Consider the following 24,447-nt stretch of genomic DNA (forward strand, 5'->3'; position numbering starts at 1 on the left):
CAACGATTCTTTACAACCCTCAGAGGGAACCAAATGAGCGATATCGAAGCACGAGTCAAGAAAATCATTGCCGAACAACTCGGTGTGGAAGAGTCCCAAGTGACCAACGAGAAGGCCTTCGTGGCCGACCTCGGCGCCGATTCGCTCGACACTGTTGAACTCGTGATGGCCCTCGAAGACGAATTCGGCATCGAGATCCCCGACGAGGATGCCGAGAAGATCACCACGGTGCAAAACGCCGTCGACTACGCCTCCAAGAATCAAAAGGCCTGACAGGCCACGCTGACGACCGTCCGGGCCCTCGGCGCACCTTTGCACCCTGCGCGCCCCGACACGGTTTCCAACGCATCCAGAAAGGTTTGCCGGCATGACCAAACGCCGCGTCGTCGTGACCGGACTCGGTTGCATCGCTCCTGTCGGAAACTCCGTTGCCGAAAGCTGGACCAACTTGTTGGCCGGCAAGACGGGCATCGACACGATCACCAGTTTCGATGCGAGCCCCTTCGCCTGCAAATTCGCAGGCGAGGTCAAGGGTTTCGACATCACACAATACATCCCCGAGAAGGAAGCGCGTCACATGGACCGCTTCATCCACCTCGGGATGGCTGCGGCCATGCAGGCCGTGGTCGACAGCGGATTGCCCACGGGCGAGGCCTTGTCGCATGAAGAAGCCGTTCGAATCGGCTGCAACATCGGCTCGGGCATCGGCGGACTTCCGCTGATCGAGGAGACGCATGCCGAACTGGTGAACCGCGGCCCGCGCCGTGTCTCGCCATTCTTCGTGCCGGCGTCGATCATCAACATGATCTCGGGCCATGTGTCGATCAAGTACGGCTTCAAGGGCCCGAACATCGCAGTGGTCACCGCGTGCACCACCGGCCTCCATGCGATCGGCCTGTCGGCCCGCATGATCGAGTACGGCGATGCCGACGTCATGATCGCAGGGGGCGCCGAGTCCACCGTCTCTCCGCTCGGCATTGGCGGCTTTGCGGCCGCACGTGCGCTCAGCACGCGCAATGACGACCCGAAGACCGCGTCCCGTCCGTGGGACAAGGACCGCGACGGCTTCGTGCTGGGCGAGGGCGGGGGCGTGCTGGTGCTCGAGGAATACGAGCGCGCGAAGGCGCGCGGCGCCAAGATCTATGCCGAGGTGCTCGGCTTTGGAATGAGCGCCGATGCGTATCACATGACCGCGCCCAACGTCGACGGCCCAAAGCGCTCGATGGACATGGCTTTGGCCAATGCGGGCGTCAACAGGGACGAAGTGCAATACCTCAATGCGCATGGCACCTCCACGCCGCTCGGCGACCTGAACGAGACCAACGCGATCAAGAACTGCTTCGGCGAGCACGCGAAGAAACTGGTGGTGAACTCCACCAAGTCGATGACAGGCCACTTGCTTGGCGGTGCGGGCGGCATCGAGTCGGTCTTCACCGTGCTCGCGCTGCACCACCAGAAAAGTCCGCCGACGATCAATATCTTCAACCAGGACCCGGAGTGCGACCTGGACTATTGCGCCAACGAGGCGCGGGACATGAAGATCGACATCGCGGTCAAGAACAACTTCGGCTTCGGCGGCACCAACGGCACGCTGGTGTTCAAGCGGGCTTGAGTCTTCGGGAATCCCCATGCACAGCGCCCCATCGGTGAGCTATCCGATGGGGCGCTCGCGCATTGCGGCGCGCCTCCTGGTGGCGATCTGGGCGGCGGGTGCTTGCTGCGCAGGCTGGGTGTGCTGGCAGGTGGGTGCCCAGGGTTGGCGAGGGCCTGTGCTCGCATTCAGCGTGCTGCTGGCGGCGCTCGGCGCCAGGGCGTTGCTGGAGCGCCAGCGTCCGGGGGAGTTGCGTTTCGACGGGCGCGGCTGGCAGATGACGGGCGCGGCTAACCTCCGCGCAGCGCGCCTGACGCCGGCGCTCGATTTCCAGTCCCTGATGCTGGTGCGCATTTGGGCGCCGAAGCAGCGCAGCCGCTGGCAGTGGCTGGAGCGCGGCAGTGCCCCCGAACGCTGGCTGGCACTGCGCCGTGCGGTATATTCGCGCGCCTCGCCGGCTGAACCCGACGGGCCAGCCGCTGCGCCGCAGCCATCGGCGCCGCAGGGCGCCTCGCAAGACTCTCCATGACCGCATCCGCGCCGCCACCCGTGCCACCCGAGACGGGTTCGATTGCCGATCCCGCAGCAGGTCCGCGGCCGGGCGAGGTTGATTTCCAGTTGGTCCAGCGCACCGTCGCAGGTGACCACAAGGCGTTCGAATTGCTGGTGCTCAAGTACCAGCGCCGGATCGAGCGGCTCATCGGCCGCATGGTGCGCGATGTCGACCTGGTCGAAGACATCGCCCAGGAGACCTTCATCCGGGCGTATCGTGCGTTGCACCAGTTTCGCGGCGAGGCCCAGTTCTACACTTGGCTCTACCGCATTGCCGTCAACACCGCCAAGAAGGCGCTGGTCGACATGAAGCGCGATCCGACCGTGTCCGAAAGCGCATTGCGGCCATCTTCCGAAGACGAAGATGAAACTTACCGCCCGACAAACGAACCAACCACCGACGAAACCCCCGAAACGGTGCTGGCGGCCCAGGAGATCGCAAGTGCGGTCGAGGCTGCCATGGATGCGCTGCCGGCCGAATTGCGCCAGGCAGTGACGCTGCGCGAGATCGAGGGCATGAGTTACGAAGAGATTGCCGAGGTCATGAATTGTCCGATCGGCACTGTGCGCTCGCGGATCTTCCGTGCGCGCGAGGCGATATCGGCGCGGGTCAAACCGCTGCTCGACAACCAGTCCGGCAAACGTTGGTAAGCAGGGTGAAAGAGATGAACCATCCATCAGACAGTATTCGCGAACAGGTGTCCGCCTTGGCGGACGGGCAGTTGAAGGGCCAGGCCTTCGCCGAGGCCGTTGCCGACATCGGCGTGCAGGAGGAATTGCGGGCCACCTGGCGCACCTACCACCTGGTCGGCGATGTGCTGCGCTCGGGCTCGCATGCGCCTTGCAGCGACAGCGACGCATTCCTGGCCAAGCTTCAGCAACGCCTTGCGCACGAGCCGCCGCTGCGGCTTGCCGTGCCCGTGGCGCCGGCGGCGGTTGCGCTGCCGCTGCGCGCCGAGCCGGCCAACGAGCCGGTGTTCCGGTGGAAGCTCGTCGCGGGCGCCGCCTCGTTGGTGGCGGTGGCGGCGATCGGCTGGAGCCTGGCCAGCACGCTGGGCGGCGCGCCGGCTGGCGCCCAGATGGCGCAAGTGCAACCGTTGCAGCAGCCGGAGGCGCAAGTGCCGCCACTGCCTCCGGCAGGCTCGGTGCTGGCGGCGGCGGACCCGCATGCGACGAGCGCCGTCGCCGTGCCGACCCGCGTGCAGGTCGGCAACGGTGCGCCGCAGGTGATGTTGCGGGACGCCCGGCTCGATGAGTTGCTTGCCGCGCACCAGCAGGCGGGTGGCGGCTCGCAGATGCCGTCGATGTTCCTGCGCAATGCCACGTTCGAAGGGCCGTCGCGCTGATCGTGCTGTCCCGTCTCGTCGCAATGACTGCTTGGCCGTCGACGGTCGCACGCCGGGCCGCGTTGGCTTTGACCGTGCTCTGCCTGTGGCAGGTGGCATCCGCACAGGTGCATGGTGCGCGGCCCGCTGTCCCGCCGACCGACAAGGGAGCGTCGCCAGGCCTTGCGACCGACCCGCCTCCGTCCATGGGCGTGGTCGAGTGGCTGCAGCGCATGCGGTCGGCGTCGCGCCAGCGCAGCTATGTCGGCACCTTCGTGGTGTCGGCCGCAGTCGGCAACCTGTCCAGCGCGCGCATCTGGCATGTCTGCGAAGGCGACCAGCAGATGGAGCGCATCGAGGCGCTTTCCGGCGTGCCTCGCACGACATTCCGCCGCAACGACAAGGTGATGACCTTCCTGCCCGAAAGCCGGGTGGCCCGGAGCGAGCGCCGCGAGAACCTCGAGCTGTTCCCGAACCTGCTGGGCGCGCCGGATTCCTCGCTGGGCGAGTTGTACAGCGCGCGGGTCACCGGCCGCGACCGCGTGGCCGGCTTCGATGCCGACGTGGTGCAGTTGGTGCCGCGCGACACGCTGCGCTTCGGCTATCGCGTGTGGAGCGAGCGTCGTTCAGGTCTGGTCGTCAAGTTGCAGACACTGGACAGTGAAGGCAATGTGGTCGAACAATCTGCGTTCTCGGAGCTTCAGCTCGACGCGCCGATCAAGATGCACACGCTGTCGCAGATGATGGCCGGCACGGCCGGCTACAAGGTCGAGAAGTCCGAGTTGCAGCGCACCACGGCCCAGTCGGAAGGATGGGTCTTGAAGTCACCGGTCGCGGGCTTCAAGCCGCTCAGCTGCTATCGGCGCGCCATGGGTGGAAGCACGAACGGCGAAAATACCCTGCAATGGACCTTCTCGGATGGACTGGCGTCGGTGTCGCTGTTCCTCGAGCCCTACGATGCGCAGCGGCGTTCGCAGGAGGTCGTGCTGACGCTCGGCGCCACTTATACGTTGACGCGCCGGCTCACCGACAAGAATGGTGATTGGTGGCTGACGGCCGTGGGCGAGGTGCCGCCGCAGACACTCGAGGCCTTTGCACAAGGATTGGCGCGAACGCATTGAACGCGCCCGTTGTCGAACCTTTTGGACGCCCCATATTCACAAGACCGTCTCGTGGTTCGTTCTCGCTCATTGTTCAGTTGAAAGAAAACATGATGATTTTCAAGGTTGAGGGAAGTCGCATCCGCGCAGCGCTGCTGGCATTCGCACTGGCGGGAACCGCGAGCGCCACCTTCCTGCCGGCGACTTCCGCGCATGCGCAGACGCGCACGCTGCCGGACTTCACCGATCTGGTCGATCAGGTCGGGCCGTCCGTGGTCAACATCCGCACCATCGAGAAGGTCACCCAGCGTGGCAACAGCCCGGAGATGGACGAGGAGATGCAGGACTTCTTCCGGCGCTTCTTCGGGCAGCCGATGCCGGGCCAGCCGCGCCAGGGCCCGCGCCAGAACCGGCCGCAGCAGCCCCCGGAAGAAGAACGCGAACGTCCGCGCGGCGTGGGCTCCGGCTTCATCCTGACGGGCGACGGCTATGTGATGACCAACGCCCATGTGGTGGAAGACGCATCCGAAGTGCTGGTCACACTGACGGACAAGCGCGAGTTCAAGGCGCGGATCGTGGGCGCCGACAAGCGCACCGACGTTGCCGTGGTGAAGATCGAGGCCACCGGCCTGCCGGCAGTGAAGATCGGCGACATCAGCCGGCTGCGCGTGGGCGAATGGGTGATGGCCATCGGCTCGCCGTTCGGACTCGAGAACACCGTCACCGCAGGCATCGTGAGCGCCAAGCAGCGCGATACCGGCGACTACCTGCCCTTCATTCAGACCGACGTGGCCATCAACCCCGGCAACTCGGGCGGCCCGCTCATCAACATGCGCGGCGAAGTGGTTGGCATCAACAGCCAGATCTATTCGCGCTCGGGCGGCTTCATGGGCATCTCGTTCTCGATTCCCATCGACGAAGCGATTCGCGTGAGCGAGCAGCTGCGCACCAATGGCCGCGTGTCGCGCGGACGCATCGGCGTGCAGATCGACCAGGTCACGAAGGACGTGGCCGAGTCGATCGGCCTTGGCAAGGCGCAAGGCGCGTTGGTGCGCAGTGTCGAAGCGGGCTCGCCGGGCGAGAAGGGCGGCGTGGAACCGGGCGACATCATCACCAGGTTCGACGGCAAGTCGATCGAGAAGCCGAGCGACCTGCCGCGACTGGTGGGCAATACGAAGCCCGGCACGAAGAGCACGCTCACGGTGTTCCGCCGCGGCGCGTCGCGCGATCTCACGGTCGTCATTGCCGAGATCGAGCCCGACAAGCCGGCCAAGCGCGCTTCGAATGATCGCGAGGAGCCAGTGCCCAAGTCGACCGCATCCGCCGCGGCGAAATCGCTGGGCCTCGCAGTGAGCGACCTCAATGATGCGCAGAAGAAGGAGCTCAAGCTCAAGGGCGGGGTGAAGGTGGACGCCGCGACCGAGGGAGCAGCGCGCGCCGGTTTGCGCGAGGGCGACGTGATCCTGGCGGTGGCCAACACCGAGGTTGCGAACATGAAGGAGTTTGAAGGCGCGATTGGCAAGGCCGACAGATCCAAGGCCGTCAGCGTGCTGTTCCGCCGCGGCGAGTGGGCCCAATATGCGCTGATCCGACCCGCGCGCTGAGGCTCGCGCGGCGTCAAGTGGCCCCAACCATTAGTCGGGATTGGGGCCTTTTTTTGCATCTTTCGGCCTACTTGCCACGCCCTTGGAAATTTTTTTTGACCTTGAAAACGCCTCAAGTGTAGTTTGCGCTCGCTAACTTGATATTGGGCTAATGATGGTTTTCAGTAGAATAGGCGTGCCTTTGGGCCGACTGCACGCATAAGCGTGGAACGGCTTCTCCACGATGCGAGATTCCAGCCATCCGTCCACTGGTGCTCCACAGATCACCCACAAGTTGTTAAGAGAGTGCTCCACCTACCCTGTGGATAACATGTATATAAGTTAGATGTTGCTGACCTGCAACGACCCGTCGAGAGCCCGTCCCCGCATGTACGCGACCCCCTTTTTGCCTACAATGAAGTTCCAACTACTGCAGTTGCCATTGCTTGTTGGTTCAGGGCGCGTCTCCAGCAGACGCGCCCTTTTTTCTTGCCCCACCCCTTCTGCGTGCAAGGCAATTCAAGTACTTAAGCGTTCCCCTTGATGAATCACATCAGAAATTTCTCCATCATTGCGCACATCGACCACGGCAAGTCGACGCTCGCAGACCGCCTGATTCAACGTTGCGGTGGCCTCGCTGAACGCGACATGGAAGCGCAGGTCCTGGATTCGATGGACATCGAGAAAGAGCGTGGGATAACCATCAAGGCACAGACCGCTGCGCTGCATTACAAGGCACTCGATGGCAAGGTCTACAACCTCAATCTGATCGATACACCGGGCCATGTCGACTTCTCTTATGAAGTGAGTCGATCGCTCTCTGCATGCGAAGGCGCATTGCTCGTCGTCGATGCATCGCAAGGTGTCGAAGCGCAGACAGTGGCCAACTGCTACACAGCGCTCGACCTCGGTGTTGAAGTAGTGCCTGTGCTCAACAAGATGGATCTGCCGAATGCAGACCCCGACAACGCGCGCACCGAGATCGAAGACGTGATCGGCATCGATGCCACCGATGCGATCCCGTGCTCCGCGAAGACCGGCATGGGCATCGAGGAGATTCTCGAGGCGGTGGTCGCGCGCGTGCCGCCGCCGAAGGGCAATCCCGATGCGGCGCTGCGCGCGATGATCATCGACAGCTGGTTCGATGCGTACGTCGGCGTGGTGATGCTGGTGCGCGTGGTCGATGGTCGCCTGGCCAAGGGCGAGCGCATCAAGATGATGGCCTCGGGCGCGATGTACAACGCCGACAGCCTTGGTGTCTTCACGCCGAACAACGAGCCACGTGAATCGCTCGAAGCGGGCGAGGTGGGCTACATCATCGCGGGCATCAAGGAACTGCAGGCCGCGAAGGTCGGCGACACCGTGACGCTCATCAAGGCCGGCACCGGTGGCGCGGCTTTCACAGCAACCGAGCCCTTGCCCGGCTTCAAGGAAATCCAGCCCCAGGTCTTTGCCGGCCTGTACCCGACCGAGGCCAGCGAGTACGAGTCGCTGCGCGACGCGCTCGAGAAGCTCAAGCTCAACGACTCGTCGCTGCACTACGAGCCCGAGGTGAGCCAGGCGTTGGGCTTCGGATTCCGCTGCGGCTTCCTGGGCCTGCTGCACATGGAGATCGTGCAGGAGCGCCTCGAGCGCGAGTTCGACCAGGACCTGATCACCACCGCGCCGAGCGTGGTCTACCAGGTGGTCAAGACCGGCGGCGAGGTGATCATGGTCGAGAACCCGTCGAAGATGCCCGACGTCGGCAAGATGATGGAGATCCGCGAGCCCATCGTCACGGTGCACCTCTACATGCCGCAGGAATACGTCGGCGTGGTGATGACGCTGGCCAACCAGAAGCGCGGCATCCAGATGAACATGGCGTACCACGGCCGCCAGGTGATGCTGACCTACGAGATGCCGCTCGGCGAGATCGTGCTCGATTTCTTCGACAAGCTGAAGTCGGTGAGCCGAGGCTATGCATCCATGGACTATGAGTTCAAGGAGTACCGGGCCTCCGACGTCGTCAAGGTCGACATCCTGCTCAACGGCGAGAAGGTCGATGCTCTCTCCATCATCGTGCACCGCAGCCAGAGCCAGTACCGCGGCCGCGCGGTGGTGGGCAAGATGCGCGAGATCATTTCCAGGCAGATGTACGACGTTGCCATCCAGGCGGCGATCGGAGTCAACATCATTGCGCGTGAGACAATCAAGGCCCTCCGCAAGAACGTGCTCGCCAAGTGCTATGGCGGTGACGTGTCGCGCAAACGCAAGCTGCTCGAAAAGCAGAAAGCGGGCAAGAAGCGCATGAAGCAGATTGGCTCCGTGGAAGTTCCGCAAGAGGCCTTTCTCGCGATCCTGCAAGTCGAGGATTGATGCTCCCCACCAGGCTCCGCGGCACCTTGTGTCGCTCCTCCAACCCCTTGCCGGGGCCAACACCAGCGGCACGGCAGAGCCGGCTCCGCGGTGTTCCCGGCATGACGGCGCGCCAGTTTCATATGGCACGCGCGGCGCAATTTGCATCGAACTAAAAAGATGGCCTTTCTTACCTCCGTGATCCTCGCCGCGTTCGTCGGCTACATCGGCGCCTGGTACTTCGGCGCGGTCGAAGGCAACTTCGCGCTGCTGCTGTTCCTGGCCAGCGTGGTCACCGGCCTCTACTGGCTGGCCGAGCGCTTCTATTTCCTGCCGCGGCGTGCAAAGGCGGCGGCCGTCTACGAAGCCTCGCTCGGCGCGCGCAACGAGCGACTGGCGCAGCAGGGCATCACGAAGGTCGACACGGTCGACGACAAGGCGCGCGAACGCCTGTTGATGCAGCCCTGGTGGCTGGACTGGACCGCGGGGCTGTTCCCGGTGATCGTGGCGGTGTTCCTGCTGCGCTCCTTCCTGTTCGAGCCGTTCAAGATCCCTTCAGGCTCGATGATGCCGACCCTGCTGACCGGCGACCTGATCCTGGTCAACAAGTTCACCTACGGCCTGCGCCTGCCGGTGCTCAACACCAAGATCACCCAGGGGACGCCGCCGGCGCGCGGCGATGTGATGGTGTTCCGCTATCCGCCCAAGCCGAGCATGGACTACATCAAGCGCGTGGTGGGCGTACCGGGCGATGAGGTGGCCTACCTGAACAAGAAGCTGACCATCAATGGGCAACCGGTCAGCAAGACGCCATTGCCGCCGTACTTCGGCGACAGCAATGACGACAAAGACACCTACATGAAGGAAACGCCCCAGTTCGAGGAGGTGCTTGGCGACAAGAAGCACAAGATCCTCAACAACGACAGTCGCCGGGCCGGCCTGTCGGAAGCCGAGGTGATTCCGTTCGAAGGCCAGGGCGACTGCCGCTACAACGTGGAGGGCGTGGTTTGCAAGGTGCCGCCGGGCCACTACTTCATGATGGGCGACAACCGGGACAATTCGGCGGACTCCCGCTACTGGGGTTTCGTGCCGGACCAGAACATCGTCGGGCGAGCGTTTTTCGTCTGGATGAACTTCGGCAACTGGAAGCGCATCGGCGGCTTCGAGTAGAAGGGTGAATATTTCTACTGCGGACGCCGATCTCGGGCCTGCGGTCCTCACCGCACGAAAGTGCGGTTCCGGTCCGCGAACCGGCCTCCTGGCTGGCGCCCTCGCTACGAAATCTTCACACCTTCTGGGCGCTGCAAGCGGCTCAACAGAGGGGGCGCCTAGCCCGGGCAGGCCGTCTGATCGATGCCGAATGGCGGATCAAGTCGTTACCGAACCGTGACATTTGTCGTTACAGTGTTGACGGTTTGATTCGCAAGGTATTGGCGGGCACCCTGTTTCCCATGTGGCGAGCGCGACAATCCCCGTCGCGCATGCCCGGGATTCGTGTCCGGCCAATGTCGCGCGAGCAGGCCTTTCAAGCATGAGTGGATCTCGTCCGGTCGCATTCGCGCCGTTCAACGAGCAAGCAACATTATTCGAAGGACAGAGGGCAATGAGGGCATATCGGTCGACTCCAAGAGACAAGCAGCGCGGCATTTCGTTCATCGGACTCCTGTTCGTGGCCATCGTGCTGGCTTGCGTGGGCGTGGTGGTGGCGCAGGTGATTCCGACATTGGTCGAATACCAGGCCATCGACAAGGCGGCCAACAAGGCCAAGGAAGGCGTGACCGTCCCCGAGGTGCGTTCCATCTTCGATCGTGCCCAGGCCATCGACGACTTCAAGCTGTCCGGCAAGGACATCGTCGTTGAAAAGGTGGGCGAGAAGGTGGTCGTCTCGTATTCGTACGAGCGCGAGATCCATCTGTTCGGACCTGCGTACCTGACGATGAAATACAAGGGCCAATCGCGCTGAATGTCGTGAGCAATCGTTGTGAGTGAGGGCGGCCATGTTGCGCTGCAGGCGCGCCTGCAGCATCGATTCGCGGATGGGCGCCTGCTTCAGCTTGCGCTGACGCATCGCAGTTTTTCGGCGGACCACAACGAGCGCCTCGAATTTCTTGGCGACTCGGTGCTGAACCTGGCGGTGGCGCATCTGCTGTACCGCCGTCTCGCAGCCTTGCCGGAAGGTGACCTCTCGCGCGTGCGGGCCAACCTCGTCAAGCAGGACACCTTGCACCAGATCGCGCTGCGGTTGCAGCTTTCGCCATTGCTGCGCCTGGGCGAAGGCGAAGCCAAGTCGGGCGGGCCGAGCCGGCCATCGATCCTGGCCGATGCGCTGGAAGCCCTGATCGGCGCGGTGTACCTCGATGCCGGCTACGCCGCGGCGGAAGCCCTGGTGCATCGACTGTACGAGGCGGTCGAGATCAATCCGCGCATGGAGGCTGCCTCCAAGGATCCGAAGACCGAATTGCAGGAATGGCTGCAGGGCCACAAAATGAAGCTGCCGCTCTATCGCGTGGTCGACACGCTCGGCGCGGCACACAAGCAAACTTTCGATGTCGTCTGCGAGGTGCCGGAACTGGACCTGAGCGAACGCGGCATCGGCGGTTCACGCCGCGCCGGGGAGCAGGCGGCCGCGGCGGCCATGTTGATCCGGCTCAAGTCGAAAAAGTAACGCCCGCTCCCGGGCTCCGCGACGCCTCGCGTCGCTTCTCCGCCCCCTTTGACCGGGGGCAAACTCCAGCGGTTCGGCACGGTCCGCTCCGCGGTGTTCCACGACAATGCCACCATGACCTCGGATACCCCAAATTCCACCACGCCCACCGATGAGGGCGCGGGCGACACCGGCCCGCAACACTGCGGCCTCATCGCCATCGTCGGCAAGCCGAACGTGGGCAAGTCGACGTTGCTCAACGCTCTCGTCGGCCAGAAGATCAGCATCACCTCGCGCAAGGCGCAGACCACGCGGCACCGCATCACGGGCATGCGCACGATCGGCGCGACGCAGTTCGTGTTCGTCGACACGCCGGGCTTCCAGACGCTGCATGCCAATGCGCTGAACAAGTCGCTCAACAAGACGGTGCAGGGCGCGGTCGGCGATGTGGACCTGATCCTGTTCGTGGTGGAGGCCGGCAGCTTCACGCCGGCCGACGAACGCGTGCTGAAGTTGCTGGGCAAGGGCATTCCGACGGTGCTGCTGGCCAACAAGCTCGACAACGTGCATCGCCGCGGCGACATCGCGCCGTGGCTGCAGACCATGCAGGCCAAGCACGACTTCGCCGAGATCGTGCCGATGTCGGCCAAGAACGCGAAAGACATCGAGCGATTGTTCGGCATCTGCGAGAAGTACCTGCCGGAGCAGCCGTGGTTCTACGGCGAGGACGAACTGACCGACCGCAGCGAGAAGTTCCTGGCGAGCGAGCTGGTGCGCGAGAAGCTGTTCCGGCTGACCGGCGACGAGTTGCCCTACACCTCGACCGTCATCATCGACAAGTTCGAGGAAGAGCCGCCGCAGAAAAAGGGCCAGAAGCGCCTGTTGCGCATCGCCGCGACCATCGTGGTCGAGCGCGATGGCCACAAGGCGATGGTGATCGGCGACAAGGGCGAGCGCATCAAGCGCATCGGCATGGAGACCCGCGTCGAGCTGGAGAAGCTGGCCGATGCCAAGGTGTTCCTGGAACTGTGGGTGAAGGTGCGATCGGGGTGGGCGGATGACGAGGCGCGGGTGCGCAGCTTTGGGTACGAATAGGCCCTCGGATTCGAATACGGAAGGCGAACGCAGAAGTCGCAAAGGTTTCGCAGAAGTCGCAAAAGGATTCGAAAGAGAATTCTCCAAGGTCTTCTTTTGCGACCTTTCCGAATCCTTTGCGACTTCTGCGTTCGGAAGTCCGCTTTCCGATTCCCTTCATTGACATGGCCACGCACCGCGTTTCCCACGAGCCGGCCTATGTGCTGCATCGCTACGACTGGAGCGAGTCGAGCCTGATCCTGGAGGTCTTCACGCGGCACCATGGGCGCATCGCGCTGGTGGCGAAGGGGGCCAAGCGGCCGAGTTCGAACTTTCGCCCGGTGCTGCTGCCGTTGCAGCCGCTGCAACTCAACTACAGCGGCGACGCGGAGATCCGCACGCTCAAGGGCGCGGAGTGGATGGGCGGGCACGTCATGCCGACGGGCGAGTCGCTGCTGTCGGGCTACTACGTCAACGAACTGATGATGCGGCTGCTGGCGCGCGACGATGCGCATGAGGCGCTGTTCGATGCCTATGCGGCGGTGGTGCAGGTGCTGGCGACGAACCATGGCGATGCCCAGGCGGCGACGCAGTCGTCGGCCTTGCGCGCCTTCGAATTGCTGCTGCTGCGCGAGATCGGACTGCTGCCGTCGCTGGCGGCCCAGACGTCGACATTGGCGCCACTGGACCCCGACGCGCGCTACAGCCTGGTCGCCGAAGCCGGCTTGCGCGAAGCCGGGCCCGACGAACTGGCTGCCTTGCGCGGTGCCGAATGGCTGGCGTTGCAGCAAACGCTCGACGACCGCGCGCCATTCTCGGCCACGGTGCATCACGTGGCGGGCATGGAGCCCGGGCTGGGGGCCGCATTGCGCACGCAATTGCGTACCTTGCTCAACTACCATTGCGGCGTCACCACACTGCGCACCCGCCAAATGATCCGGGACCTGCAAGGCCTATGAATACCAACACCACTGCCAGGAAGCACACCGGGACGGCGCTCTCGGTGAACCTCAACAAGGTCGCGCTGGTGCGCAACACGCGCTCGCTCGGCATCCCGAGCGTGTTGTTCGCGGCGGCGACCTGCCTCGATGCCGGGGCGCAGGGCATCACCGTGCATCCGCGGCCCGATGCGCGCCATATCCGCCCGGACGACGTGCATCAGCTTTCGGCACTGATCGCCAAGGAGTGGCCGGGCGTCGAGTTCAACATCGAAGGCAACCCGTTCCACAACCTGATGGACTTCGTGCGCGAGTTGCGGCCGCAGCAGGCGACCTTCGTGCCGGACAGCGAGACGCAGTCGACCAGCGACCACGGCTGGACCTTCCCGGAGGACGCGGCACGCTTGCGTCCGCTGATCGCCGAGACGCGGGCGCTGGGCGTGCGCGTGAGCCTCTTCATGGACCCGGAGCCCGGGATGATGGCGGCGGCCAAGGCCGTGGGCGCGGACCGGGTCGAGCTATACACCGAAGGCTATGCGGCCTCGCGGGGGACCTCGCGCGCCGACGCCGTGCTGGCGCTCTATGCCGAGGCCGCGCGCGCCGCCCAGGCCGCGGGCCTCGAAGTCAACGCCGGCCACGACCTGAGCCGCGAGAACCTCACGGAATTCCTGCGCGCCGTGCCGGGCGTGCGGGAGGTGTCGATCGGCCACGCCTTCGTGTCCGATGCGCTGGAGCTGGGCTACGAGGTGACGACCAGGTCCTATCTGCAATGCATTGCCGAGGCGGAATGAGCGCGCCGGGCATGGCGGGCGACTGGATCGGCGCCAGGGTCAGCGAGAACACGTCGGTGCCGAGCGTGGGGGTCCGATGATCTACGGCATCGGAACCGATATCTGCGATGTGCGCCGCATCGCCCGCACCTTCGAGCGGCAGGGGGAGCGCTTTGCGCGCAAGGTCTTGAGCGACGCGGAGTTCGCAACCTGGCAAGCCCGCAGCGCGCGCTGGCCGAAGCGCGGCGTGAGCTACTTGGCGACGCGCTTTTCCGCCAAGGAGGCGTTCAGCAAGGCCATCGGCATGGGCATGCGCATGCCCATGACCTGGCGCTCCTGCGAGATCGCGAACCTGCCGAGCGGCAAGCCGACCATCGTGCTGCACGGCGCCCTGAAGGAATGGTTCGAGGCGCGAGGCTTGATCGCCCACGTCACCGTGACCGATGAAACCGACTATGCGGCGAGTTTCGTCGTCGTTGAAAAGACATGAGCGGCGCCCGGCCGCCCGAAGGCGCTCGCACCGCAGCGCGCAGCGCGAAGGTCATCCAATGAGTACCGAAGCAATCCACGCCCCGCTGATCATCGACGTCGCGGGCACTGAACTCACCGCCGCCGACCGGCGCCGCCTGGCCGATCCGCTGGTCGGCGGCATCATCCACTTCGCGCGCAACTGGGAAAGCCGCGCGCAGCTCACGGCGCTCAATGCCGAGATCCGCAAGATCCGGCCCGACATGCTGATCTGCGTCGACCACGAAGGCGGCCGCGTGCAGCGCTTTCGCACGGACGGTTTCACGCGGCTGCCGTCGATGCGCACGCTCGGCGAACGCTGGATGCAGGACCCGATGGATGCCACGCGCGCGGCCACCGCCTGCGGCTGGGTGCTCGCGTCGGAACTGCGCGCTTGCGGCGTGGACTTCAGCTTCACGCCGGTGCTCGACCTCGATCATGGCGAGAGCAGCGTCATCGGCGACCGCAGCTTCCACCGCGACCCGCGCGTGGCCTCGTTGCTGGCCAAGAGCCTGATGCAAGGGCTGCTGCAGGCGGGCATGGCCAACTGCGGCAAGCACTTTCCGGGGCATGGCTTCGTCAAGGCGGATTCGCATGTGGCGATGCCGGTCGACCGGCGCAGCCTCAAGGCGATCCTCGCGGACGACGCCCGACCCTATGACTGGCTGTCCAACACGCTCACCGCGGTCATGCCGGCCCACGTGATCTACCCGAAGGTGGATGCGCGACCGGCGGGCTTTTCCAGCAAATGGCTCGGCGACATCCTGCGCACCCGGCTGGGCTTCGACGGGGCGGTGTTCAGCGACGACCTGAGCATGGAGGCGGCGCGCTGGATCGACGGCACGCTGCTGAGCTATGGCGATGCCGCGTTGGCCGCGCTCGGCGCCGGCTGCGACCTGGCGCTGCTGTGCAACCAGAGCGTGGGCGAGGGCGCACCGCTCGACGAATTGCTGGTCGACATGACCAGGGCCCGCGACGACGGACGTTGGGCACCGGATGCGCAAAGTGAACGGCGCCGCCGCGCGCTGCTGCCACGCACACCCGCGCCGGCGTGGGCGGAGTTGGTCGCATCCGAACCCCATGTGCGCGCCCGCGCGTTGCTGCAAGCCTGACCCGGAGAAAAACCATGACGCCCAACCAGATGAGCGAGGCCGCCAACGCGTTCTGGAGCGCATGGCAACTGGGTGCGGCCATCGATCACCTGTTGCCTGCTGATCGCCCCACCACTCGTGCGGAGGGCTACGCCATCCAGGCGATGCTGGAAGGCCGCAGCGACAAGCCCATCGCGGGCTGGAAGATCGCCGCCACCAGCGCGGCCGGGCAGCAGCACATCAACGTGAGCGGACCGCTCGCCGGCCGCTTGATGGCCGAGCGCGTACACCCGGACGGCAGCGCCTTCTCGATGAAAGGCAACCGCATGGCGGTGACCGAGGCCGAGTTCGTCTTTCGGATGGCGCGCGACATGCCGCCGCGCGCGAAGGCGTACAGCGTCGAGGAGGCGCTCGCGGCGGTGGGCGACCTCTGCCTTGGCATCGAAGTGCCCAACTCCCGCTTCGCGGACTTCGTGACGGCAGGCGAGGCGCAGATCGTCGCGGACAACGCCTGCGCCCATGAGTTCGTGCTCGGCCCCACGGTGCCGGTGACGTGGCGCGACCTGGATCTTGCGGCGCATCGCGTACACGCCACGGTGACCGGCACCGCACGCAGCTACCAGCGCGATGGCGTCGGCGCCAACGTGCTGGGCGATCCGCGCATCGCGCTCGCGTGGCTTGCCAACGAGTTGTCGCAACTGGGCATCACGCTGCGCGCGGGGCAGATCGTGACCACGGGCACCTGCGTGGTGCCGCTGGAAATCGTCGCGGGGGATTCGGTACAGGTCGATTTCGGCGTGCTCGGCACGGTGTCGGCACGCTTCACTGCCTGAGGAGCGACCGCAGTGGCCGATGCGCAGCGCACGCCACTCGTGACCTTCTACGTGCCGGTCTACAACGGCGCCGCCTACCTGTGCGAATCGCTGGACTCGATTTCGGCGCAGACCTTCGGCGATTGGGAGTGCCTCCTCATCGACGACCATTCGACCGACGACTCGCCAGCCATCCTCGAAGATGCCTGCCGCGACCCGCGCTTCAGGGCGTACCGGCAGCCGGCCAATCTCAACGTCGCGAATGCCTCCAACCTCGCGTTGCGGCTCGCGCGCGGCAAGTACCTGGCGCGGCTCGACCAGGACGACCTGGCCGAGCCGACGCGGCTGGCCGAGCAGGTGGCCTTCATGGAGTCGCACCCGGAAGTCGATGTCTGCGGCGGCGCCCTGCTGTACTTCGGCCGCGACAATGGCGTGGCCGGCTTGCCTGCCGACGACGGCACCATCAAGGCCAACCTGCTGACCGGCATGAACAACATCGGCAATCCGGCCAGCACGGTCCGAACGGCGTTCCTGCGCGAGCATTCCATCGTCAACGACCCGCGCTTCCCGCTGAGTTGCGACTACGGCATGTGGGTCGATTGCACGCTGGCCGGCGGCCGCTTCGCGAACCTGCCCGGCGTGATGACGCGCTATCGCACGCACGAGGGCCAGGCCTCGGTCGACATGGTCGCGCTGCAGGTCGGCGTCATCCAGGCCAAGACGCGGCTGCTGCTGAAGTGGTTTCCGGACCTGAGCTTTGCCGAGGTGCAGGCGATGGAGCCGCTGTTGCGGGCCAACGCGGTGGTGTTCCTCGATCGCGAATCGGCCACGCGCGGTGTGGCGGTGCTGCGAAAGGCGATGGCGTCGCCGCGGCCGAGCGTGTCGGGAGAGGATCGCGCCGCGGTCGAGGCTTACCTGGCGCAACGTTGCGCGCTTTGGCAGGGGCATCTGGACGAGGCTTGATGTCAATGTGGCAACGGAAGCGGGGACCGAACGCAGAAGTCGCAGAGGTTTCGCAGAAGTCGCAGAAGGAATACCAAAATTTTCTTTGGATTCTTTTGCGACCTCTGCGTAGCTTTGGTATTCCTTCTGCGTTCGGCTGTCCGGTCCCGAATCCGGGAGGCCATCAATCGCCGCCAAAGGCAAAGGTGTGCGGGTATGCCGCCGAGGCGAAGGCGCGCTCTGCGTCGTCGCGCAGCTCGTCATGGTGCGGCGTGATCAGGTACAGGTTCTGGTCGGCACACAGGCGCGACAGGTCCTCGGTCGACTGGACCTTCATGGACAGGTCGCCCACGCTCAAGGTCAGCGGAAAGGTCTCTCCGCAGTGGCGCTGGAAGATCGCGCCGCCTTCGCCGAGGTAGGTGACCCGATGGTCGAGCACGCGGTAGCCGGCCTGGTAGAACATCTTGCGTGCGTCGAAGTCGGCGAAGAAGCGCAGGTGGGTGAAGTCCAGCAGGCCCCAGCGGCGGTAGTGCCAGTGGCCGCGCAATGCGTCGTAGAGCATCGGCAGGTTCGATGCGTTGGGCAGGCTCACGAGTACCTGCGCGTCGGGCGCGATGATGCGCAGCAGGCCGTGCAGCAACTGCCACGGGTTGACCAGGTGTTCGAGCACGTCGAAGAGGCACACCAGGTCGAAGGGCTTGCTCAATCCCATCGCATTGAAGTCGATCGTCTCGACGTCCTGTTCGACGACGTGGTCGAAATGCTGGCGGGCCAACTGAGCGGCGGAAGGGTCGAACTCGCAGCCCCACAGTGCGCAATCCGGGAAGCGCTGGCGCAGCGCGTGGCCGACGGCGCCGGAGCCGCAGCCGATGTCCAGCGCCACCGTCGGCGTGCGCTGGATCAAGGCCAGGCACTCGGGGCGCGGATTGAAGACGTAGTTGTATGGCTGCCGGTCCCGGTCCTGCCAGAGGAACTGTGTCATGAAGCGGGACTGTAGCGGCGGACTCGTGGTCTGTCCCGCAAATGGATGCAGTGATTTGCGAGGCGGCCGCTACGGCGTGCGCAAGCCGTCCGTGGGCCAGAGGCGCTCGCCGCCGGCATCGAGGTGCGTGAGGTACAGGCGCAGGTCGAATTCGAGCTGGTGGTAGGCCGGCTCCATGTGCGTGCAGAGGGCGTAGAAGGCCTTGTCGTGCTCGCGCTGCTTCATGTGCGCGAGCTCGTGCACGACGATCATGCGCAGCCATTCCTCGGGCACCTCCTTGAACAGGCTGGCCACGCGGATCTCGCGCTTGGTCTTGAGCTTGCTGCCCTGCACGCGCTGCACCGTGGTGTGCGTGCCGAGCGCGTTTCGGATGACGTGCAGCTTGCTGTCGAAAGCCACCTTCGACAGCGGCTCGGCGTTGCGCATGAAATCGGACTTGAGGCCGTTCGCGTAGTCGTACAGCGCGCGGTCGGTGCGGATCTCGTGGGCGGACGGGTAGCGCTTCTGCAGCATGCCGGAGAGGCCAGTGGCGGTCTCCATCTGCTGCTTCACCTGCGCCAGCAGCGCGGGCGGGTAGCCGGCGAGGTACTTCATCGGCGACCCGGCCTCATGCCTTGCCGCGCGCCGCGTAGGCGAGGCCGGCCGCGACGCCGCCGAACAGGTCGCCCTCGACCAGCGGGACGCCGACGAAACCATGGCGCAAGGCCTGCTGGAACGGGCGCAGCGCGGACGAGCCGCCGGTCAGGTAGATCGCGTCGAGGTCTCCGCTGCGCAGGCCGGCGCGGTGCACGCAGGCATGCGCGCAGGCGACGACGGATTCGAGTTGCGCCGCGAGTTGCTTTGCCATGTCCTGGGGTGTCAGCGTGGTCGTGAGGCCGGGCTCGGCGCTGTCGAGTTCGATGATGACTTCGGCATCGGAGACCGAGGCTTCGATCTTGGCCTGCTCGACGGCGTTGGCGATGCGATGGCCATCGGCCTGCCTGAGCACGCGCATGAGCCGATCGTGCAGTCGCGTGTCGCTGTAGTTGGTGCGCAGGAGCTGGGTCTGGCGGATGGCCTTGGGCGTCTGCTGCCAGTGGATCAAATGCCAGGTCGAGAGTTCGAAGAACACCGTGTTCGGCACTTCGCGGCCTTGCGGCCCGAGGTGGCGAAAGCCCAGGTGCGGCATGACGCGCTCGAGGTTCAGGCGCTGGTCGAAGTCGGTGCCGCCGATGTGCACGCCGGTGGTGGCGAGCACGTCGTCGCTGCGATCGGCGCGCGCGATGCGCTCGGGGCCGACGCGGACGACGGTGAAATCGGAGGTGCCGCCACCGATGTCGGCGATGAGGATCAGCGATTCCTTCGCCACGCGCTGCTCGTAGTCGAATGCCGCCGCGATCGGTTCCAGCTGGAATCTGACCTCGCGAAAGCCCGCGACGCGCGCGGCTGCGCGCAGGCTGTCTTCCGCGCGCTGGTCCCGTTTGGCGTCGTCGTCGACGAAGTGGACCGGCCGGCCGATCACGGCGCGCTCGGGCCGATGACCCAGTTCGCGCTCGGCCCGCGTGGCCAGTTCGTGCAGGTAGCGCGCGATGATGTCCTCGAAGCTCAGCATGCCGTCGTACACGGCCGTCTGCTCCTGCATCAGCGCGCTGCCGAGCAGGCTCTTGAGCGAGCGCATCAGCCGGCCTTCGGTGCCGGCGAGGTACAGGGCAACGGCTTCACGGCCGAAGTGCGTGCTGCGGTCCTCGGCGTTGAAGAAGAGCGCGGTCGGCATCGCCGTGTAGCTGCCTTCGAGCGGCAGCAGTCGCGCCGGCCCGTCGGCGACCGCCGAGGCGATGGCCGAGTTCGACGTGCCGAAGTCGATGCCAATGGCGGTGGGGGAGGGTGAGCGCTTCATGCGGTAGGAATCAATCAACTCGAACACGGGACCGGACTTGACCGTACGCGAAGGTCGCGAAGAAACGCAAAGGACGCGAAAGAATTCAAACAAGAAACTTGGTGTTCCTTTCGCGTCCTTCGCGTAACCTTCGCGTCCTCTGCGTACGGCTGTCCGCTCCCGTATTCCGGCAGGCCTATGCCTCGCGGCGCAAGGCAGGGAACAGGATCACGTCGCGGATGCTGGGCGAGTCGGTCAAGAGCATCATGAACCGGTCGATGCCGATGCCGCAGCCGCCGGTGGGCGGCATGCCGTATTCGAGGGCGCGGACGAAGTCGTGGTCGTAGAACATGGCCTCGTCATCGCCCGAGTCCTTGGCCGCGACCTGCGCATTGAAGCGTGCGGCCTGGTCCTCGGCATCGTTCAGCTCGCTGAAGCCGTTGCCGAATTCGCGGCCGGTGATGTAGAGCTCGAAGCGCTCCGTGACTTCCGGCCGGTCGTCGTTGGCGCGGGCCAGCGGCGAGATCTCGGTCGGGTGTTCCATGATGAATGTCGGCTGCCAGAGCTTCTCTTCGACGGTCTCCTCGAAGTACATGACCTGCAGAGAAGCAAGGCTGCGTTGCGACAGCTTGTCCTTCTCTTCGCTCAGGCCGATCTTGCGCAGGGCGTTGATGAGCCAGGGGGTGTCATCGACATTGGCGCCCGCGTCGGTGTGCTTGAGGATGGCCTCCCGGATCGTCAGGCGCTCGAAGGGCTGGCTCAGGTCCACGGCCTTGCCCTGGTAGGTGAGCTGCTCGGTGCCGACGGTCTTCTTCGCAATCGTGCGGATGATCATCTCGGTGAAGTCCATCAGGTCCTGGTAGTTCCAGTAGGCCGCGTAGAACTCCATCATCGTGAACTCGGGGTTGTGCCGAACCGAGATGCCTTCGTTGCGGTAGCTCCGGTTGATCTCGAACACGCGCTCGAAGCCGCCGACGATCAGGCGCTTCAGGTACAGCTCGGGCGCGATGCGCAGGTACATCTCCTGGTCGAGCGCGTTGTGGTGCGTCTTGAAGGGCTTGGCATTGGCGCCCCCGGGGATGGGGTGCAGCATCGGCGTCTCAACTTCGAGGAAGTTGTTGGCGACCATGAACTCGCGCAGCGCGCTCACGGCCTTGCTGCGGGCGGCAAAGCGGGCACGCGCGGCTTCGTCGGTGATCAGGTCGACATAGCGCTGGCGGTACTTCTGCTCCTGGTCGGCCATGCCATGGAACTTGTCGGGCAGCGGGCGCAGGCTCTTGGTCAGCAGGCGCAGCTTCCTCACCTTCACCGAGAGCTCGCCGGTCCTGGTCTTCATCAGCGTGCCTTCGGCGCCGAGGATGTCGCCCAGGTCCATCTTCTTGAAGTCGGCGTAGGCTTCCTCGCCGATGGCATCGCGGGTGACGTAGAGCTGGATGCGGCTGGTCGAATCCTGCAGCGTGGCGAAGCTGGCCTTGCCCATCACGCGCTTGAGCATCATGCGGCCGGCGACGCTCACCGTCACGGCTTGCGCTTCGAGGGGCTCTGCTTCGGTCTCGCCGTGCGCGGCGATCAGCGTTGCGGCGCGGTGGGCCGGCTTGAAATCGTTGGGGAAGGCGACGCCCTTGCCCTCGGCCTGGGCTGCCCGGATGGCCTTGAGTTTCTCGCGACGCTCCGCCATGAGCTGGTTGTCGTCGACGGCGGGCGTGGCTGCGACGGTTGCGGGCGTGGAAACGGATGGCGTCAGGTGATCGGACATGGGTGCTGCTGCGAAACAGGTGAGGGGGAGGGCGCGGCGGGCGAATGGGAGTCGCGTTGCGCAAGGCGGGCATTTTAGCCCATGGGGTTCTCCCGAATCGGGGCCGGAGTGCCCGTCAATCCTGCATCGGATGCTATGAAAAAAGTAGCAAACTATTCAGCAATGCCCGTGTGTGCGAGCAGATCGGAGACCAGTTCGAGCCGCATCAGCGGACTGTCGAGTTCCAGCAGTCGCTGCTTGGCCTGGGTCTGGATCGGCAGGAACTCGCACCAGCGGTTGGCCACCCAGCCGCAATCGTCGAAGCGGTAGGGCTTGTAGATCGGCAAGCCCATGTCGTGCATGGCCTGCATGCTGCGCCGTTCCGCGAGCGTGTCGACCAGGCGCTGCAGCGCCACGGCGGCATGGCGCAGGTCGTCGGGAACGGCCAGCGCGACATCGTCCTCGATCTTCTCCACCTGCGCCATCCAGAGGCCGTACTGCTGCTGCGCACTGCTGTGGATGCGAAAGCGCTGGGCGCCCACGCATTCGATCTGCAGGAGGCCGGCCTGCGGCGAATCGAAGGAGCGGATCCTGGCCACCGTCCCGACCTCCGCGAAGCGCTCCGTCTGCGCGCCGGCCCGGAGCACCTCGCTGCCTTGCGTGAGGCTCACCACGCCGAAGGGCTCGCCACTCCTGTAGCACTTGTTGATGAGGTCGAGGTAGCGCACTTCGAAGATGCGCAAAGGCATGAACCCGCCGGGGAACAGCACCGTACCCAGGGGGAAGAGCGGCAATGGTGTGGTCGTCGGCGGAGGCTGCTGCATGACGAATTCCCTGGCGTTTGGCTGGCTGGAGCCGCGCGAGCATTTCTCTTTTCGCGCGGAACAGATCGCCATTGTTGCCCGCCGCCGGCCGGACCGGTGGCTATCATCACCGCACGTTCCTGATTGCGCCAATGACTCAGATTTTTTCGTATCTCCTGGAAGTGATCGTCGGCTTGCTCGGCGGCGCATGCCTGCTGCGGCTCTACATGCAATACCAGCGTGTGCCCTTCGGCAATCCGCTGGGACGCTTCGTATTCGCGGTGTCGGACTGGATCGTGGTGCCGCTGCGCCGGGTGGTGCCGCCGTTTCGCCGGTGGGACCTACCGAGCGCCCTGGCGGCCTGGCTGCTGGTGCTGGTGAAGTGCCTGTTCCTGATGTGGATGGGCGAGGCGACGCGCTGGACGACCCTGCCGCTGGTGGCGCTGGTCGACTTGATGCGGCTGGCCGTCTCGGGATTGATGGCGCTGCTGATCGTCTATGCCGTGCTGTCGTGGGTGCCCGGGGCTTCGTCGATGCTGCAGGACCTGATCGCGCGGTTGTCCAAGCCGCTGGTTCGACCGCTGCGCCGCTATGTGCCGTTGATCGGCGGCGTCGACCTCACGCCGCTCATCGCCGTGGTGCTGTTGCAGATCGTCGCCTTCGTGCTGGTCGACCTGCGGGGCTGGGCAATGCACTTGGGGTGAGGGCAGCCGGAGAGGGGCCGAGGCTGCGCCTTGCCGGTCGCGGTGCACGAGATTGCTACAGGCGGTAAAAGATATCGTTGATATCTTGCTAATATATTTAAACTCGCTTCCAGGCCTCGCCACGGAGCGCGATGCCCCCAATCCAGGAGCGTCACGCAATGAGCACCCCCCGCTGGCAAGGCATCTTCCCTGCCGTCACCACCAAGTTCCATGCCGATGAAAGCATCGATGCCGAAGGCACCGCGCGGCACATCGACTTCCAGATCCGCAACGGCATCCACGGCCTGGTGACCTGTGGCTCGCTCGGCGAAGCCAGCACGCTGATGCTGGAGGAAAAGCTGGAAGTCGCCCGCGTCGCGCTGGAAGCCGCCAACGGTCGCATCCCGGTGCTGGCCAATGTCTCCGAGACCAGCACGCGCGAGGCGCTGCGCTACATCGACGGGGCCAACAAGCTCGGCGTGGCCGGCTTCATGGTGATGCCGTCAGTCATCTACGTGGCCGATGCGCGCGAGGCAATGCTGAATGTCCGAACCATGGCCGAGGCGGCGCAGAAGCCGGTGATGGTCTACAACAATCCCGTCGCCTATCGCGTCGACCTGAAGCCGGAGCACATGGTCGAACTGGCCGATTGCCAATGGATCGCGGCCATCAAGGAAAGCACGGACAACATCCGCCGCATCACCGACCTGCGCAATGCGCTGGGCGACCGCTACCAGTTGTTCCTCGGCGTGGACGACCTGGCCTACGAAGGCCTGGCGCTGGGCTGCGATGGCCTGCTGGCCGGTGTCGGCTGCGCCTTTCCGCGCGAGACGGTGGCGCTCTACGACCTCATGAAGGCCGGCAAGTTTGCCGAGGCGCTCAAGCTGTATCAGTGGATGACACCGATGCTCCACCTCGACGTATCGACGAAACTGGTGCAGAACCTCAAGCTGATCGATGTGCTGGTCGGTGTCGGCACCGAGCACATGCGTCGTCCACGCTTGCCGCTGATCGGCGACGAGCGCAAAGCCATCGAAGCGATCGTGCAGAAGGCGTTGGCGACGCGGCCGGTTCAATATCAATCGGTGGCCTGACGGCAAACCGGTTGGACTTTCCACAAACTGAA

Annotated in this window: 25 protein-coding genes; 20 read left to right on the plus strand and 5 right to left on the minus strand. The window is 65.0% G+C overall.

Annotated features, from left to right (window positions below):
* Positions 1–33: 33 nt before the first annotated feature.
* From acpP to HCU76_RS33450, 18 genes are all read left to right on the plus strand, one after another.
* A complete protein-coding gene (acpP, locus tag HCU76_RS33365) occupies positions 34–273 on the plus strand; it encodes an acyl carrier protein (RefSeq protein WP_140843300.1) in 240 nt (79 codons plus the stop codon).
* Positions 274–367: 94 nt separating this feature from the next.
* Entirely contained in the window at positions 368–1,612 is a 1,245-nt protein-coding gene (gene fabF / locus HCU76_RS33370) for a beta-ketoacyl-ACP synthase II (protein ID WP_213959546.1), read from the plus strand.
* Positions 1,613–1,628: 16 nt separating this feature from the next.
* A complete protein-coding gene (locus tag HCU76_RS33375) occupies positions 1,629–2,120 on the plus strand; it encodes a hypothetical protein (RefSeq protein ID WP_213959545.1) in 492 nt (163 codons plus the stop codon).
* A complete protein-coding gene (gene rpoE / locus HCU76_RS33380) occupies positions 2,117–2,794 on the plus strand; it encodes an RNA polymerase sigma factor RpoE (protein ID WP_218628392.1) in 678 nt (225 codons plus the stop codon). The genes HCU76_RS33375 and rpoE overlap by 4 nt, the downstream gene beginning before the upstream one ends.
* 14 nt (positions 2,795–2,808) lie before the next feature.
* Positions 2,809–3,489 carry a sigma-E factor negative regulatory protein gene (locus HCU76_RS33385; protein ID WP_213959544.1) on the plus strand — a complete coding sequence of 227 codons (681 nt, stop codon included), beginning with the start codon at positions 2,809–2,811 and terminating at the stop codon, positions 3,487–3,489.
* 23 nt (positions 3,490–3,512) lie between these two features.
* Positions 3,513–4,589: a MucB/RseB C-terminal domain-containing protein gene (locus tag HCU76_RS33390; RefSeq protein ID WP_213959543.1), complete on the plus strand. Its 1,077-nt coding sequence runs from the start codon at positions 3,513–3,515 to the stop codon at positions 4,587–4,589.
* 92 nt (positions 4,590–4,681) lie between these two features.
* Positions 4,682–6,172, plus strand: coding sequence for a DegQ family serine endoprotease (locus HCU76_RS33395; protein WP_213959560.1), 1,491 nt, complete (start codon positions 4,682–4,684; stop codon positions 6,170–6,172).
* Positions 6,173–6,694: 522 nt separating this feature from the next.
* Positions 6,695–8,506, plus strand: a complete 1,812-nt coding sequence (gene lepA / locus HCU76_RS33400) for a translation elongation factor 4 (RefSeq protein ID WP_213959542.1) — start codon at positions 6,695–6,697, stop codon at positions 8,504–8,506.
* Between the two features lie 159 nt (positions 8,507–8,665).
* On the plus strand, positions 8,666–9,655 hold the full coding sequence (lepB, locus tag HCU76_RS33405; protein ID WP_213959541.1) for a signal peptidase I: 990 nt from the start codon (positions 8,666–8,668) through the stop codon (positions 9,653–9,655).
* A gap of 433 nt (positions 9,656–10,088) precedes the next feature.
* Positions 10,089–10,448: a DUF4845 domain-containing protein gene (locus HCU76_RS33410; protein WP_213959540.1), complete on the plus strand. Its 360-nt coding sequence runs from the start codon at positions 10,089–10,091 to the stop codon at positions 10,446–10,448.
* A gap of 18 nt (positions 10,449–10,466) precedes the next feature.
* A complete protein-coding gene (gene rnc / locus HCU76_RS33415) occupies positions 10,467–11,150 on the plus strand; it encodes a ribonuclease III (protein WP_213959539.1) in 684 nt (227 codons plus the stop codon).
* Between the two features lie 114 nt (positions 11,151–11,264).
* Entirely contained in the window at positions 11,265–12,224 is a 960-nt protein-coding gene (gene era, locus HCU76_RS33420; protein ID WP_213959538.1) for a GTPase Era, read from the plus strand.
* 164 nt (positions 12,225–12,388) lie between these two features.
* Positions 12,389–13,162, plus strand: coding sequence for a DNA repair protein RecO (gene recO, locus HCU76_RS33425; protein ID WP_213959537.1), 774 nt, complete (start codon positions 12,389–12,391; stop codon positions 13,160–13,162).
* Positions 13,159–13,932 carry a pyridoxine 5'-phosphate synthase gene (locus HCU76_RS33430; RefSeq protein ID WP_213959536.1) on the plus strand — a complete coding sequence of 258 codons (774 nt, stop codon included), beginning with the start codon at positions 13,159–13,161 and terminating at the stop codon, positions 13,930–13,932. The genes recO and HCU76_RS33430 overlap by 4 nt, the downstream gene beginning before the upstream one ends.
* A 76-nt stretch (positions 13,933–14,008) precedes the next feature.
* The gene (gene acpS / locus HCU76_RS33435) at positions 14,009–14,401 is read left to right on the plus strand and encodes a holo-ACP synthase (RefSeq protein ID WP_213959535.1); all 393 of its coding nucleotides are present in this window, start codon (positions 14,009–14,011) and stop codon (positions 14,399–14,401) included.
* A 58-nt stretch (positions 14,402–14,459) separates the two neighbouring features.
* Positions 14,460–15,530 carry a beta-N-acetylhexosaminidase gene (nagZ, locus tag HCU76_RS33440; protein WP_218511686.1) on the plus strand — a complete coding sequence of 357 codons (1,071 nt, stop codon included), beginning with the start codon at positions 14,460–14,462 and terminating at the stop codon, positions 15,528–15,530.
* A 14-nt stretch (positions 15,531–15,544) separates the two neighbouring features.
* Entirely contained in the window at positions 15,545–16,342 is a 798-nt protein-coding gene (locus tag HCU76_RS33445) for a 2-keto-4-pentenoate hydratase (RefSeq protein ID WP_218511687.1), read from the plus strand.
* A 12-nt stretch (positions 16,343–16,354) separates the two neighbouring features.
* The gene (locus HCU76_RS33450; protein WP_218511688.1) at positions 16,355–17,284 is read left to right on the plus strand and encodes a glycosyltransferase family A protein; all 930 of its coding nucleotides are present in this window, start codon (positions 16,355–16,357) and stop codon (positions 17,282–17,284) included.
* Positions 17,285–17,447: 163 nt separating this feature from the next.
* Here the strand turns inward: HCU76_RS33450 and HCU76_RS33455 are convergent, their stop codons facing one another.
* The 5 genes from HCU76_RS33455 to HCU76_RS33475 form a co-directional block, all read right to left on the minus strand.
* The gene (locus HCU76_RS33455; protein ID WP_218511689.1) at positions 17,448–18,245 is read right to left on the minus strand and encodes a bifunctional 2-polyprenyl-6-hydroxyphenol methylase/3-demethylubiquinol 3-O-methyltransferase UbiG; all 798 of its coding nucleotides are present in this window, start codon (positions 18,243–18,245) and stop codon (positions 17,448–17,450) included.
* 69 nt (positions 18,246–18,314) lie between these two features.
* Positions 18,315–18,839 (minus strand): YgjP-like metallopeptidase domain-containing protein, encoded by a 525-nt coding sequence (locus HCU76_RS33460; RefSeq protein WP_218511690.1) that lies wholly within the window; start codon positions 18,837–18,839, stop codon positions 18,315–18,317.
* A 13-nt stretch (positions 18,840–18,852) separates the two neighbouring features.
* The gene (locus HCU76_RS33465; protein ID WP_218511691.1) at positions 18,853–20,121 is read right to left on the minus strand and encodes an Hsp70 family protein; all 1,269 of its coding nucleotides are present in this window, start codon (positions 20,119–20,121) and stop codon (positions 18,853–18,855) included.
* Positions 20,122–20,296: 175 nt separating this feature from the next.
* Complete coding sequence (gene lysS, locus HCU76_RS33470) at positions 20,297–21,856, minus strand: lysine--tRNA ligase (RefSeq protein ID WP_218511692.1); 1,560 nt, start codon at positions 21,854–21,856, stop codon at positions 20,297–20,299.
* Positions 21,857–22,008: 152 nt separating this feature from the next.
* Positions 22,009–22,659 (minus strand): LON peptidase substrate-binding domain-containing protein, encoded by a 651-nt coding sequence (locus HCU76_RS33475; protein ID WP_218511693.1) that lies wholly within the window; start codon positions 22,657–22,659, stop codon positions 22,009–22,011.
* Between the two features lie 131 nt (positions 22,660–22,790).
* Between HCU76_RS33475 and HCU76_RS33480 the strand changes: the two genes are divergently transcribed.
* Both HCU76_RS33480 and HCU76_RS33485 read left to right on the plus strand, forming a co-directional pair.
* Complete coding sequence (locus HCU76_RS33480; protein ID WP_218511694.1) at positions 22,791–23,342, plus strand: YggT family protein; 552 nt, start codon at positions 22,791–22,793, stop codon at positions 23,340–23,342.
* A gap of 158 nt (positions 23,343–23,500) precedes the next feature.
* Positions 23,501–24,415, plus strand: a complete 915-nt coding sequence (locus HCU76_RS33485) for a dihydrodipicolinate synthase family protein (RefSeq protein WP_218511695.1) — start codon at positions 23,501–23,503, stop codon at positions 24,413–24,415.
* Positions 24,416–24,447 lie beyond the last annotated feature (32 nt).

The organism is Variovorax sp. dw_308, from assembly GCF_019207085.1.
Classification (GTDB): Bacteria; Pseudomonadota; Gammaproteobacteria; order Burkholderiales; family Burkholderiaceae_C; genus Variovorax.

What these genes read in the sequence shown, in the direction of transcription:
- HCU76_RS33480 (WP_218511694.1), top strand. Translation starts at nt 22,791, where the DNA reads ATGACTCAGATTTTTTCGTATCTCCTGGAAGTGATCGTCGGCTTGCTC.
- HCU76_RS33385 (WP_213959544.1), top strand. Translation starts at nt 2,809, where the DNA reads ATGAACCATCCATCAGACAGTATTCGCGAACAGGTGTCCGCCTTGGCG.
- lepB (WP_213959541.1), top strand. Translation starts at nt 8,666, where the DNA reads ATGGCCTTTCTTACCTCCGTGATCCTCGCCGCGTTCGTCGGCTACATC.
- HCU76_RS33430 (WP_213959536.1), top strand. Translation starts at nt 13,159, where the DNA reads ATGAATACCAACACCACTGCCAGGAAGCACACCGGGACGGCGCTCTCG.
- lepA (WP_213959542.1), top strand. Translation starts at nt 6,695, where the DNA reads ATGAATCACATCAGAAATTTCTCCATCATTGCGCACATCGACCACGGC.
- acpS (WP_213959535.1), top strand. Translation starts at nt 14,009, where the DNA reads ATGATCTACGGCATCGGAACCGATATCTGCGATGTGCGCCGCATCGCC.
- fabF (WP_213959546.1), top strand. Translation starts at nt 368, where the DNA reads ATGACCAAACGCCGCGTCGTCGTGACCGGACTCGGTTGCATCGCTCCT.
- acpP (WP_140843300.1), top strand. Translation starts at nt 34, where the DNA reads ATGAGCGATATCGAAGCACGAGTCAAGAAAATCATTGCCGAACAACTC.
- HCU76_RS33465 (WP_218511691.1), bottom strand. Translation starts at nt 20,121, where the DNA reads ATGAAGCGCTCACCCTCCCCCACCGCCATTGGCATCGACTTCGGCACG.
- HCU76_RS33395 (WP_213959560.1), top strand. Translation starts at nt 4,682, where the DNA reads ATGATTTTCAAGGTTGAGGGAAGTCGCATCCGCGCAGCGCTGCTGGCA.
- rpoE (WP_218628392.1), top strand. Translation starts at nt 2,117, where the DNA reads ATGACCGCATCCGCGCCGCCACCCGTGCCACCCGAGACGGGTTCGATT.
- HCU76_RS33390 (WP_213959543.1), top strand. Translation starts at nt 3,513, where the DNA reads ATGACTGCTTGGCCGTCGACGGTCGCACGCCGGGCCGCGTTGGCTTTG.
- HCU76_RS33455 (WP_218511689.1), bottom strand. Translation starts at nt 18,245, where the DNA reads ATGACACAGTTCCTCTGGCAGGACCGGGACCGGCAGCCATACAACTAC.
- era (WP_213959538.1), top strand. Translation starts at nt 11,265, where the DNA reads ATGACCTCGGATACCCCAAATTCCACCACGCCCACCGATGAGGGCGCG.
- HCU76_RS33375 (WP_213959545.1), top strand. Translation starts at nt 1,629, where the DNA reads ATGCACAGCGCCCCATCGGTGAGCTATCCGATGGGGCGCTCGCGCATT.
- lysS (WP_218511692.1), bottom strand. Translation starts at nt 21,856, where the DNA reads ATGTCCGATCACCTGACGCCATCCGTTTCCACGCCCGCAACCGTCGCA.
- HCU76_RS33445 (WP_218511687.1), top strand. Translation starts at nt 15,545, where the DNA reads ATGACGCCCAACCAGATGAGCGAGGCCGCCAACGCGTTCTGGAGCGCA.
- HCU76_RS33485 (WP_218511695.1), top strand. Translation starts at nt 23,501, where the DNA reads ATGAGCACCCCCCGCTGGCAAGGCATCTTCCCTGCCGTCACCACCAAG.
- HCU76_RS33410 (WP_213959540.1), top strand. Translation starts at nt 10,089, where the DNA reads ATGAGGGCATATCGGTCGACTCCAAGAGACAAGCAGCGCGGCATTTCG.
- HCU76_RS33460 (WP_218511690.1), bottom strand. Translation starts at nt 18,839, where the DNA reads ATGAAGTACCTCGCCGGCTACCCGCCCGCGCTGCTGGCGCAGGTGAAG.
- nagZ (WP_218511686.1), top strand. Translation starts at nt 14,460, where the DNA reads ATGAGTACCGAAGCAATCCACGCCCCGCTGATCATCGACGTCGCGGGC.
- recO (WP_213959537.1), top strand. Translation starts at nt 12,389, where the DNA reads ATGGCCACGCACCGCGTTTCCCACGAGCCGGCCTATGTGCTGCATCGC.
- HCU76_RS33475 (WP_218511693.1), bottom strand. Translation starts at nt 22,659, where the DNA reads ATGCAGCAGCCTCCGCCGACGACCACACCATTGCCGCTCTTCCCCCTG.